At 45.1% G+C, this 12,026-nt stretch carries 12 protein-coding genes, 1 tRNA gene and 1 pseudogene; 11 read left to right on the top strand and 3 right to left on the bottom strand.

Annotation, left to right across the window (positions count from 1 at the left end):
• Window positions 1-18: 18 nt before the first annotated feature.
• The 4 genes from BZK40_RS13045 (at window position 19) to fucO (ending at window position 4,319) form a co-directional block, all read left to right on the top strand.
• Window positions 19-1,014, top strand: coding sequence for an aldo/keto reductase (locus BZK40_RS13045; RefSeq protein WP_079934766.1), 996 nt, complete (start codon window positions 19-21; stop codon window positions 1,012-1,014).
• 47 nt (window positions 1,015-1,061) lie between these two features.
• Window positions 1,062-2,162: a mandelate racemase/muconate lactonizing enzyme family protein gene (locus tag BZK40_RS13050; RefSeq protein WP_048216226.1), complete on the top strand. Its 1,101-nt coding sequence runs from the start codon at window positions 1,062-1,064 to the stop codon at window positions 2,160-2,162.
• Window positions 2,163-2,191: 29 nt separating this feature from the next.
• Window positions 2,192-3,088, top strand: coding sequence for a dihydrodipicolinate synthase family protein (locus BZK40_RS13055; RefSeq protein ID WP_079934767.1), 897 nt, complete (start codon window positions 2,192-2,194; stop codon window positions 3,086-3,088).
• A 79-nt stretch (window positions 3,089-3,167) separates the two neighbouring features.
• The gene (gene fucO / locus BZK40_RS13060; RefSeq protein ID WP_079934768.1) at window positions 3,168-4,319 is read left to right on the top strand and encodes a lactaldehyde reductase; all 1,152 of its coding nucleotides are present in this window, start codon (window positions 3,168-3,170) and stop codon (window positions 4,317-4,319) included.
• A 53-nt stretch (window positions 4,320-4,372) separates the two neighbouring features.
• On the opposite strand, the gene BZK40_RS13065 is transcribed toward fucO, so the two are convergent.
• Window positions 4,373-4,984 (bottom strand): GntR family transcriptional regulator, encoded by a 612-nt coding sequence (locus BZK40_RS13065; protein WP_048216229.1) that lies wholly within the window; start codon window positions 4,982-4,984, stop codon window positions 4,373-4,375.
• A 529-nt stretch (window positions 4,985-5,513) separates the two neighbouring features.
• Between BZK40_RS13065 and BZK40_RS13070 the strand changes: the two genes are divergently transcribed.
• The 6 genes and pseudogenes from BZK40_RS13070 to BZK40_RS25065 all read left to right on the top strand — a co-directional run.
• Complete coding sequence (locus BZK40_RS13070; RefSeq protein ID WP_079934769.1) at window positions 5,514-6,434, top strand: helix-turn-helix transcriptional regulator; 921 nt, start codon at window positions 5,514-5,516, stop codon at window positions 6,432-6,434.
• A gap of 38 nt (window positions 6,435-6,472) precedes the next feature.
• Window positions 6,473-7,570 carry a hypothetical protein gene (locus BZK40_RS13075; protein WP_048235248.1) on the top strand — a complete coding sequence of 366 codons (1,098 nt, stop codon included), beginning with the start codon at window positions 6,473-6,475 and terminating at the stop codon, window positions 7,568-7,570.
• A 46-nt stretch (window positions 7,571-7,616) separates the two neighbouring features.
• Window positions 7,617-9,188 carry an ATP--cob(I)alamin adenosyltransferase gene (locus tag BZK40_RS13080; RefSeq protein WP_048235249.1) on the top strand — a complete coding sequence of 524 codons (1,572 nt, stop codon included), beginning with the start codon at window positions 7,617-7,619 and terminating at the stop codon, window positions 9,186-9,188.
• A complete protein-coding gene (locus tag BZK40_RS13085) occupies window positions 9,185-9,451 on the top strand; it encodes a YkgJ family cysteine cluster protein (protein WP_048235250.1) in 267 nt (88 codons plus the stop codon). The genes BZK40_RS13080 and BZK40_RS13085 overlap by 4 nt, the downstream gene beginning before the upstream one ends.
• A tRNA-Thr gene (locus BZK40_RS24640) sits at window positions 9,452-9,553 on the top strand. It abuts the gene before it with no gap.
• A gap of 155 nt (window positions 9,554-9,708) precedes the next feature.
• Window positions 9,709-9,909 (top strand): annotated as a pseudogene (locus BZK40_RS25065) (tyrosine-type recombinase/integrase); the annotation flags it as partial.
• Here BZK40_RS25065 and BZK40_RS13095 read toward each other — a convergent pair.
• Both BZK40_RS13095 and BZK40_RS13100 read right to left on the bottom strand, forming a co-directional pair.
• Window positions 9,908-10,408, bottom strand: coding sequence for a FidL-like protein (locus BZK40_RS13095; RefSeq protein ID WP_048235251.1), 501 nt, complete (start codon window positions 10,406-10,408; stop codon window positions 9,908-9,910). The pseudogene BZK40_RS25065 and the gene BZK40_RS13095 overlap by 2 nt on opposite strands.
• Window positions 10,398-11,189 (bottom strand): winged helix-turn-helix domain-containing protein, encoded by a 792-nt coding sequence (locus tag BZK40_RS13100; protein ID WP_231504598.1) that lies wholly within the window; start codon window positions 11,187-11,189, stop codon window positions 10,398-10,400. The genes BZK40_RS13095 and BZK40_RS13100 overlap by 11 nt, the downstream gene beginning before the upstream one ends.
• Window positions 11,190-11,466: 277 nt before the next feature.
• Here BZK40_RS13100 and BZK40_RS13105 point away from each other — a divergent pair, with 277 nt between their 5' ends.
• Window positions 11,467-12,000 (top strand): hypothetical protein, encoded by a 534-nt coding sequence (locus BZK40_RS13105; RefSeq protein ID WP_048216235.1) that lies wholly within the window; start codon window positions 11,467-11,469, stop codon window positions 11,998-12,000.
• Window positions 12,001-12,026 lie beyond the last annotated feature (26 nt).

The following is a 12,026-nucleotide window of genomic DNA, read 5'->3' on the forward strand; positions in this document are numbered from 1 at the left end:
AAACATCAGGGGAATATTATGATCACTCAGAATACAATTAAAAGTGTAGGGCTTAGTGTACCTTCTTTAACCTTCGGCGCAGCCAGCCTGGCTAATTTATTCAGAACGCTGAGCAATAACGAAGCCATGGACATTGTTGATAAGGCCATTCAGGTTGGCTGGCGCTACTTTGATACAGCACCACATTATGGCAGCGGACTTTCTGAGTTGCGTTTAGGTCTGGGATTACGTGGACTGGAGCGTAGCGAATATGTTTTGTCCACCAAGGTTGGTCGCCTGCTGCAATCCCGGAAACAAGAGCCAGGCCTTGAAGCAGGGGAATTTTTTTATGATGAGAACCCTTTTAACCGACAGGCTGATTACTCCTATGAGGGCATCATGCGCTCATACGAAAACTCTATCCAGCGGCTGGGAACCCGTTATATCGACATTCTCTATGTACACGATCTCGGCACTTATACCTACGGCAATACGGAACTGGAACGCCAACATTTTAAAACCTTCTGCGAGTCAGGGCAGAAGGCTTTAGAAGAGCTAAAGCGCAATGGTGATATCAAAGCCTGGGGCGCAGGCGCGAATGAAGAGGCAATCCTGATGGAGGTGATGGATAACGCTGCCCCGGATATCTTAATGCTCGCCAACCGCTACAACCTGCTGGAAACAGACCGCCAGGCGTTCTTTGCCAAATGTGAAAGCAACAATGTTTCGGTGGCTGTTGCTGCACCTTTCGCTACCGGAGTTTTAGTCGCGAAAGATAAATCGAAGGCGTTGTATGAATACGGTTCCGCGCCAGCGCAGGTTATTGAAAAAGTAAATGCGATAGAAGCGCTATGTGCAAAACATGCCGTGCCGATTGGTGCTGCGGCGCTGCAATTCCCATTAAGAAACCAAAATGTGGTCACCGTAACCTGCGGCGTTCAATCCGTAGAACAAGCGTTGACTAATTTTGCCTGGGCTAACTGGGATATTCCGCAGGAATTGTGGGATGAACTGGCCAGCATTGGTATTCAGTAAGCATCATTTGTAACTTTGCGAAAAAATTAACAGATATTGAGGATGTAATGAAAATAGTTAAAGCCGAAATCTTTATGGTTGATTTGAAACCTAAAGTAAAACGTGTCGATGCGATTCAGTCTTTTGTCTCACAAGAGACGCCGATTATTCGTTTAACAACATCGAGTGGAGAAATTGGTGAGGGCTATACCTACACAATTGGCACCGGCGGCTCATCTGTGGTTGCGCTGTTACGAGATCACCTGTTACCGAAATTGATTGGTCAGGATGCGACGATGATTGAGGGCATCTGGGAATCATTGCTGTTCTCAACTCATGCGACCTCGGTTGGCGCCATTACGTCTCTGGCATTGGCAGCCATTGATACCGCATTATGGGATTTGAAGTGTAAGCGCATGAATTTGCCGCTGTATAAAGTCGCAGGTGGTGCGAAGTCGCGCATGAAGTTATACACCACCGAAGGGGGCTGGCTGCATTTAAGCACTCAGGAATTAGTTGATGATGCGCTGGCTGTTAAGGCGCAGGGATTCTGCGGTTCTAAAATCAAAATTGGTTCTGAAAGTCCGGTGCGTGATATCGAGCGTTTGACTGCTGTACGTGAAGCGGTGGGTGATGAGTACGTGATCATGACTGATTGCAACCAGGCGTTTAAATTCTCGGAAGCCAAACAGCGAGCAGCGTTGTTGGAGCATATTAATCTTTCATGGATTGAAGAGCCGTTTCTGGCACATGATGTTGATTCTCATCAAAAATTGTGTGAGTCAACCACCATTCCTGTCGCGGTGGGTGAGTCCATTTATTCTATCCAGCACTTCAAAGAGTATTTACAGAATAATGCCGCAGATATTATTCAGGTTGATGTGGCTCGTATTGGTGGTATTACACCATGGCTTAAAGTTGCACATATGGCGGAATGCTTTAATAAAATTGTCTGTCCGCATTTCTTGATGGAATTGCATATATCATTATGTTGCGCCATTACTAATAGCCGTTGGTTGGAATATATTCCACAGCTCGATAGTGTTACTCTGAATAAGGTGAATATTCGCGAGGGATATGCTTTCCCACCAGAAGAACCTGGTTTGGGTATTCAGTGGGACTGGCAGAAAATACAGGCTGATACTGTTGTTTACCATGTCATTGAATAAAACAATTTTTATTTTCTCAGGAATATATTATGTCTGAAAATCATGCTCAATTTCACGGTGCATGGTGCCCATCAATTACGCCTTTTGATCAACAAGGAAATATTGATTTATCGGCACTGCAGCAGCATTTGCGACGTTTGGAAGAGGCTGGGACTCATGTCGTATTGCTAATGGGAAGTATTGGGGAGTTCACCGCATTAACGCTGGATGAACGACTGATGCTTATCCGTGAGGCACGGAAAATGTCATCGCTGCCGCTGGTGGCAAATATCTCAGCTACCTGTATGGCGGATATGATACGTCTGGCAGAAGAGGCCTGGCATTGCGGGTATCAAGCAGTGATGATTCTACCTCACTACTATTTTCAACAAACGCCGGCCCAACTATTGGCATACTACCGCGATCTGGGGCAGCGCCTGAATGGAAAATGGTTCGCATACAACTTTCCTGCCCGAACTGGATGCGATCTGGACGCGGTACTGGTAGCGCAATTAGCGGCAGAATTTCCCAATTTTGTGGGTGTTAAAGATACTGTTGATTGTCTCTCTCATACTCGCGCAATTATTCAGTCAGTCGCGTCCGTTAGAGACGATTTTGTTGTTCTGTCCGGTTATGATGAATATCTTATCCCAAATCTCCTGGCGGGTGGCGCGGGAGTTATTTCAGGATTAAATAATATTTGTCCCGAACTTTTTGTGCAGGCAATTAAAGCCTGGGATGAAAATGATCTTACCCAGCTTACTGGCATACAGCGTGAGATAAGCCGACTTTCTGCTATTTATAATATTGGTAATGATTTTGTTACTACAATTAAAACCGCGGTGGCTCATAAGTTTCAGTATTCTGGAGAGAAATCAAGAAGCTTTGCGGGGGAACTAACTCGTCAGGAATCGCAACAGATTGACATAATGTTCAGTATCCAATAATCAAAAATCAATAACAGCACACATTATGCCACGGCAATGCTGTATTGCTGTTATATCTCTCTGTTATAAGGTATAGAATATGTCTTATAGAATGATATTAAATGAAACCTCATATTTTGGCGTGGGTTCAATTAACGCTATCGTTGATGAAGTTAAAAAGCGAGGTTTTAAAAAAGCGCTGGTAGTTACTGACCACGATCTTATCCAGTTTAATGTAGCGACCAAGGTACTTGATATTCTTGATAGCGCAGGGTTGCCTTACCAAATTTTTGATAAGGTCATACCTAACCCTACGATTGACGTCGTGCAGCAAGGTGTTGAGGCATTTCGTCAGGCGGGGGCAGATTACCTGGTCGCTATTGGTGGCGGTTCACCGCAGGATACGTGCAAAGCGGTAGGGATAATCATTAACAACCCTGAGTTTGCCGATGTCCGCAGCCTCGAAGGTGGGGCTGACACTAAAAATGCCGCTGTACCGATGATTGCCATTCCAACGACCGCGGGTACGGCAGCTGAGGTGACTATTAACTATGTGATTACCGATGTAGAGAACCGACGTAAGTTCGTTTGCTATGATCCTCATGCTATTCCGGTCGTTGCCATTATTGATGCTGACATGATGGCCAGCATGCCGCCCAGTTTAAAAGCGGCAACCGGTGTTGACGCGCTGACTCATGCAATCGAAGGATATATTACGAAAGGGGCATGGGAATTAACCGATACGCTTCATTTAAAGGCGATTGAGATGATAGGGCGTTCGCTACGCGGTTCGATACAGGGAGTCGCCCATGACGCTGAAGGCATGGCGGTGGGGCAGTATATTGCCGGGATGGGCTTTTCTAATGTCGGATTGGGCCTGGTGCATGGGATGGCCCATCCTCTGGGTGCATTCTATGGTACGCCACACGGCGTCGCCAATGCAGTGCTATTGCCGCATATCATGGCATACAACGCCGAGTTTACAGGAGACAAATATCGCCAAATTGCACAGGCTTTGGGCAATACTCAGGCCATGGTGATGCCGATCGAAGAGGCGCGTCAGGCGGCCGTTGAAGCCGTGGCACAGCTTAACCGCGACGTAAATATTCCCGCCCGACTGCGCGATATCGGCATGAAATATGAAGATATCGATGCTCTGGCAGCTGCGGCAATGGCGGACGTCTGTACAGGTGGAAACCCTCGAGATACTTGTATTGAAGAGATTAAGGCGTTGTACCGACAACTCTACTAATTTTTAACTTTCCACATGACCGGTAGAAATACCGGTCATGTTATATGCATAGCCTATTTAAAGCTGGAGAACAGGCGGTTGTAGGAGTTGTTGACGTGATGGGCAATGGCTTCACGGGTTTGTTCTATATCGCGGGCAATAATACCGGCGCAAATTTTCAAATGTTCTTTGGATGAATCAATAATTGAATCATTTTTCATTTTGTCTGAACGCAGCATGCGTAACCGGTCATACATGAAGGTCAGCGTTTTAGTCACAATAGCGTTGTGGCAATCGGATAGCATTTGTTCATGTAGCTCGTTATCAGCTTCGAGTAATAAAGACACATTCGAATCATGAAAACCGACTTCAATTTTATCTTTAATTGTCTGGTAGCGTTGCGGGTCCTGGTTCTCCCATGACAAATTCAATACCATAATTTCAATGTCTTTTCGGATCTGGAAAATATCACGTATTTCACTGAGCGTAATGGGTTTAATGGTTTTCGTTTTATTTTTGGAAGGCTCAATCCAGCCTTCAGTCATCAGGCGAAACAAAGCTTCGCGCAGCGGCGTACGGCTGACATTAAGTTCCTGACATAGCTCATTTTCTGAGATAGCCCCCACCAACTCATTGGCGATGATTTTGGCCTTCAATTGATGATATGTTTTTTCGCTGATGTTCATAGTCTGGCTTTAATGAGGGTCATAATCATGTTTAATGAGATACAAATTAGCCCCTTGTCACTATGAAATCAATGGGTAAGCCCGGTTGTACAACGAATTAGCTCGTGTTTCAACGACTCAGTCAGCAGCACTAACAGCTGCCAGCGCGTCCACATCCTTCTGCAGATGATGTTTTTTTACTCAGCGTGAAGAAACCAAATACCGGCGTTCATACCACGATACTGGCCATCATTAAGAAACTCTCCTGACAATCCACCTTTGCAAACTCAACGTTGAATTTGGCTTAGTGGAAGAGATAGCCGTTAGCCAGTTTGATGAGGATGTATGCAGGTGGTCTTTTGGCCGCCATGTCTCTGGCATTTACTCCTGATGAGGAGCGCTTTTTGTCCCTAAAAATTGTCCAATGCGACTAATGCTCAAATAAATTGTCGATTTCTCTAAAAAAAATGATCAGCGTGCCGATACACTGACAGGATATGTCAGCATTTTATATATAATTCATGTCAGGAAAACAGAAAAGTAGGTGCTTATGGCTGATTCAGCAAGGAGTTGCTCAGCAGAACGTTTAGTCGATATCCTAATAGAGCTGCAAACTTGTGGCGTTGTGAATCGCTATCAGTTGATGAAGAAATTTAATATCACTGAACGAACGGTCTATCGTGATCTTAATATGCTTTCCTCCTTTATTGAGGGGTGTGGTGGAGGAGAGTATCGATTAATACCGATTCGCGCGCAGAATAATAGCGCCTATGCCCTTCATGACCCACTGGCAAAGCTGCTGGACGCCGACGCGGTTTTTCCTGATAGAGATGAGGATTTTTGGCTTAGCTTAGAAAAACGAGCGGTAGAACAGCATGTTAGAGTTCAGCTTGGTCGCCCTGAACATTCAGTCAGAAATGATTTGCGAAAGTATTTTAACTTATTAGAAAAAGCGATTCAGAAAAACAGTGTCTGTCATATTTTATATAAAGACAAAACGCGCACCGTTCACCCTTATAAATTAGTTAACCAGAAAAATATTTGGTATCTGCTGGCGACCGAGGACGGAAAGCTAAAGTCTTTTTCGTTAAGTAAAATTCGATGGTTGGATATCCGGAAAGAGCATTTTACGGTCGATACCCCCACACTGTCATTAATTGATGAGCATCGCGATCCTTGGGTAAGTGAAGAGACGTTTGAGGTGCGGGTGCGTATTAAACACAGCATTGCTGGCTACTTCGCAAGACGAGATTTACTGCCTCAGCAAGAATTAGTGCGTGAAGAGAATGATGGCGTGACTTTGCTTTGCAAGGCAGCACATCAGAATCAAATTATTCCATTAATTCTATTCTGGTTACCGAATATAGAAATTCTGGAACCGGAATGGTTGAAAAAAACGGTCATCAACATACTGCATAACTACATCACTGGCGATCGCGACTCTGTTCCTGTTCTGGAATGTGATGTGTAGCGGGTAACAACGACTTATTGCACAGGAGATTTTTATTTATGGCATTACCTTTCATTATTCTGGGCGTCGCGGCAGCGGCAACGGCGTTTGGTGGCAAAAAAGCTTATGATGGCTACCAGAAAAAATCAGAAGCCGACGATGTTTTAGATCGCGCGCAGCGTCGCTTTGATAAGCATAAAGAGAGCTTTGATCTGGCGAATGAAACAACGTCGAAAAAACTGGCCGAGCTGGGTGAAAAAGAACTGAAGATCGGTAAAGATTTCAATGAATTTAAAACGATTGCCGACGATCTGTTGGCGCGTATGGCTAAGGATGGGCATAAAGATCTTCGTCTGAAGGTACCGCAGCACAACATCAATAAAATTCAGAGTCTGGCGATTTCCGCTACGGAATACCTGACGACGGTCGTCGGTGCCGGGGTGTCCGGTGCTGCCGCTGGTTTTGCCGTGTACAGCGGTGTGATGGCATTTGCCGCAGCGTCTACCGGTACGCCGATTGCCGCCCTGTCTGGTGCGGCGGCGTATAACGCCACAATGGCGGCTATTGGCGGCGGTTCTCTGGCCGCAGGCGGCTGGGGAATGGCGGGCGGTGCGATGGTACTTGGCGGCGCGGTAGTGGCTCCGTTGATTGCTATCGCAGGCTGGGCTTACGATAGCCATGCCGAAAAGGCGCTTAACAATGCTTATCAAAGCTCCCGTGAAGTGACAGCTGCGGTGGAAAAAATGAATGCGGCTGAAGCGCAGCTGACGAAGGTGCAGCAGTATGTAAATAGCATTTATGAATCAATAACCCGTATGCATGGCGTCTTTGTTCAACACTACTTTGAACCGCTGAAAGCGATGCATGCCATCATTGTTGAGCGTCATGAGAAGAATATAACCACTGAGATTAGTGAGTCGGAAGAGATCATGGCTATTATCGACCATGGTTATGAATTAGCCGCCATCATGACCGACGTGATCACCACGCCGCTGTTCAAGCCGGTGACGCAGGAAAACGGTGAAGCTGTTATCGAAGATGGCGTGATCCAACTGCAGACCGACAGCAACGGTATGAACCTGCTGAACAAAGAGATTCTGGACGAAAAACTGGCGGTTTCTGCTTCTGAGTTTGACGCATTTTCTTCTCGTATTTAATCGACGCGCCGGGCGAATCTGCCCGGCATTGCTATGGGCGAGCACAATGAACACAGCCAGGTTTGACTGGGGTGAAGAGTTACATCAGACGGTGGTTAAGAGTCTGACCACCTCTTTTGGGTTGGATTTTCTCTTGCTGGAGGATAAACACGGCGGCGATGTGAATACCATTCATAACGCTCGCGAGGGAGTGTATGCCACCGACGCCGAGCGTCAACGGTACGAGCAACGTGAAGGGTATGATTCTCATCATTACCATAGCCACGAAAACTACATTGCCACCAACCGGGCGGGAAAAAAGGCGCACGAGGCCGGTACGTTGACCGATACCTACACCGGTGAGAAATTTGCGGCTAATGATAAAAAGAACCTCGACCATATTATTGCCGCCCATGAAATTCACAACGATCCAGGGCGTATCCTTGCCGAATGCGATGGTGCCGATCTGGCTAATGATTCATCAAATCTGACCTTCACGAATGAGTCGCTGAATAAGGCGAAGAAGGCGAAAACGATGGATGCCTTCGTGCAAACGCTACAAGAACAGCATGCTGTGACCACGCAGGAAATTGCCCGTTTACGCAGCCAACCAATGCTTTCCGAGCAAGAGCAAAAACAGCTGAATAAGCTGGAAAATAAAGCCGCCGCCGATTTTGAACGGATGAAAGAGGCCGACAAAAAGGCGCGGGCAAAATACAACAGTACGATCAATCAGGAATATTATACCAGCAGTAAGTTTGCGAAGAATGTCGCCACCGCCACAATGAACAATGCGTTTCGCATGGGAACGCGGCAGATGTTGGGACTGATTCTGGCAGAGACCTGGTTTGAGTTCCGCGCGCGTATTCCCGTGATGTTTGAGAAGCATCGTCATTCATTCGATGCCGGAGACTTCCTGCAAGATGCGGCGGAGGCATTACGCGCAGTCTGGCAGCGAGTGCAGGGTAAATTCAGCACTTTCCTGACGTCCTTTAAAGACGGAGCCATCGGTGGCGTGCTCTCCAGCATTACGACGACGCTCTTCAATATCTTCTTTACGACTAAGAAGATGATGGTGCGCCTGATTCGTGAGATGTGGAACAATTTGGTACAGGCCTTTAAAGTTATGGTCTTTAACCCTGAAGGCTTAGCGCCGGGGCAGCTCGCTAAAGCGGTAAGCAAGCTGGTGGCTGCGGGTGTGGCCGTGGCTGCTGGTGTGGTGGTTAACGAAGCTTTAGCCAAGATGCTCGTCTTTCCTTTTGGTCCGGAACTGGCCGCTTTCTGCGGTGCGCTGGCGACAGGTATTCTGACGCTGGTAATGAACTACTTCCTGGAACACAGCGCATTGATGAAAAAGGTCTGGGCGTTTCTGGATACGTTTAAAGATAAGTATCAGAAAGCACTAGAGTATTATCAACAGGTGAATGCTGAACTCGATCGTTATCTACTGGAGCTTTCGGCGTTAGAGTTTGCTATTGATACGTCAGCGTTATCGCGTTTCTCGCTGCATCTTAACGCGGTGAACAGTGAAATTGAGCGTGGTTTGTTGCTGCGTGCAGAGGTTGAGCGCCGAAATATTGCGCTACCGTTTGAAGCAGGGAATACCCGCTCTGTACGTAGCTGGTTAAGTAAGCTATGACGCTCACGCCCGCGTTTCCCTGTAACCAGTGTGGCGCTTGTTGTCGCCACGTCGATCGCGCCAGTGAAACGCAGTTTCTTGATCGCGGTGACGGCATTTGTCGTCACTATCAGATGGAGACAAAGCTGTGCGCGATTTATGAAACACGTCCGCTTATTTGCCAGGTAGAAAAGCAGTATCAGCTTAACTACCAACAGCAATATAGCTGGCAGGAGTTCATTACGCTTAATCGTGAAGCGTGTTTAATTCTGGAGAAAATGTAGGGCGGTGTGCTTCACGAAGGGGTCAGGGTCAATATGTACTCATTATGGAGTTGGCTCGCTTTCGTAATGCGAAGGTCGTAGGTTCGACTCCTATTATCGTGCCATTTAAATCAATAGGTTACAGTTTATTATTTGCATATAATCTTACTGTTTTCTCTCCCGCGTACTTACTGGCGTACTTATTTAGCATGGCATAGCTGAGTGTCATGTTCCCGTTCTCAAATAAATTCAGACCCTACAAACTATTCCCTTCATAGGCTACTAAGAAGCCAATCCAACAGAAGTATCTAACTGAAAACTCATTGCGTTTACATGAAAGTGGTCAAATGCTTGATATACCTCATTGGACGTCCCATGATCTGTGCCGTACTGTACGGACAGGGCTATCTCGTTTGCAATGTCCAAACGAGGTAGCTGAGGCTATATTGGGGCATATGCGTGGCGGCGTTGAAGGTATTAGGATTTACTGACACATAAAAGTGATGGTGAAAAAATGTTGCCTATCAAATATGCATTTTGAAGTTTTGATACATGCATTCGTTTCTCTGGTTCAGAGCTATCGTAGATGGCTTTAGTAAAAAAATCATCAGGCATTGTGTCAGCTGATTTCTTTCTCAGTCGTGCTTCAGAAAGCCTTACGGTGCCAGAATCTAGCATCACGTATTCAAACGCAATGGTACGCTGGACGCTACTTTTCCCAACGCCATGCTCTCCTGTTTCCGTAACGACACCAGAAAAATCAACCTCACCGGATCCGTCTTTATAAATCTGAACGTATACACTGCCATTGAATTTCACCCCATGAGGTAATTCTGGCATCGAGATCGTCGATACACAGTTGATGCTTATCCCATTATTGGGTGCCCAGTCAGCGATTCCTGTCGCGCGAACAGCAATTGCTGAAATAAACGCAATTGCTGAGACGCTTATCAGTGTTTTTTTCTTATTAATTTTCATGGATATAGATATCCTTGCAACCTGCAAATTTAGTTTGTTCTTTGTTATTCCAGGTGCAGCGGGACAAAAATACGCGTCCTTTTTCACCGTAGGTGTATAGATCGTCAGGCTGGAAGAAGTAGGTCGCACCCTGAATGCACGGAAGGTAAGTGTTTGTTAACAATCTGGCTTTTTCGAGTTTGACGGACATCATTTCTGGGGAGTTGTTATAAAAAGTATACACAGGGCACTGATCAATCTTACCGAGTTTCCAAGTCTTTATAGCTGAAATCATATCAGAAGCACCATTTTGTAATGGGTAAAAGGCTATAACCAGTGAACTCAGCAACAAAGTCATTACCAAAATCCAGATTTTTGCCGATACTTGCGTTTTTTTTATTTGCACCGATGCCTTAACATTTAATGAATTGATTTCACGGTAGTTATCAGTCTCTCTGATAGATATAGAGTCATCAGGAACCAAGAAGCCCACCCGGGGTATAGTCTGAATGACTTCCTGATTACAGCCGAGATCGTGGAGTCCTCTTCGTATAAATGAAATGTACTGGCTCAGAGAGTTATTCGAGGCCTGAAACCCATTCTTATCCCAAACATTAACTAAAAGATCCTCACGGGAAACGACCTTACCTCGTTGCTCAAGCAGGAACGAAAAAATACGATTCGCCGTGATGGAAAGTACAACCGAATTTTCGGGTGATGAAAGACTGGCAAGGACACCATCATCAGTTCTGAATGTTACTTCGTTGTAAATTTGGTAAAGCATATGTGTATTCATCTGCATATGATTGTTCCTCTCTATTTTAGCTGATATTTCACGTTTTGACATTGTGCTCTATCACGCATACGCATTTTGCAGTTAGATATTTTATAAAACCATTTCTTCTATTGCTTTATCAGAATATCTACCTATATGACATGACATTACTTCTATAGATTCCTGGGTAAGGTGTTGTTGTATTATTATTTTCGTCTCAAACCCTCCCAGTAACGAGGCTCTTCGTGAAGGTTCTGTCAATTAATTTTGAGAACATCATGAAGGGCATTATCAGGATTTACTCATGATGGATAGGCAAACATTCATGGTCATCACGCATGATACTTTTCTTCGTCAGTCTATTTTCGCTTTAATGAAACAAATTTGTTGTGAAAATAGAATATGTTTCATTGATGTCGATTCATTTAACTCGCTTGGAGAACTGAATGACACCCTATATCACTTTTCCAAAGAGGATGAAATTCGAACGATTTTGATCTCTCGCGGGTTATGGATCTCTAAGGTTATCTCATCTCAAATTGATTTATCTGTGTATGATGATTTAAACAAATGGCGACACCTTATAACGATAGCTAAACTAAAATCGGTGAGTAATGTAATTGAAAAAATTGAATTCTTCAAGGACTTCAAAGGAATGAGCCAATGTGAAGTTAAAACAATTCAATCACTAAAACTTTCAGAGAGTATTTTCTTGGCTGCAAAAAAATCAGGCGTAAGTTATAAAAACTTTTTGAGAAGTACACTCGCTATAGCAAAGAGGTATAATCTTAAAAACACCGCCAACCTGCACTTCTTTGTTTACAGGTTTAATAAATAGGATTACTCTCAAAAAAGTTTTTCCAG

Origin of the sequence: Citrobacter portucalensis (assembly GCF_002042885.1) — a bacterium.
Lineage (GTDB): Bacteria > Pseudomonadota > Gammaproteobacteria > Enterobacterales > Enterobacteriaceae > Citrobacter > Citrobacter portucalensis.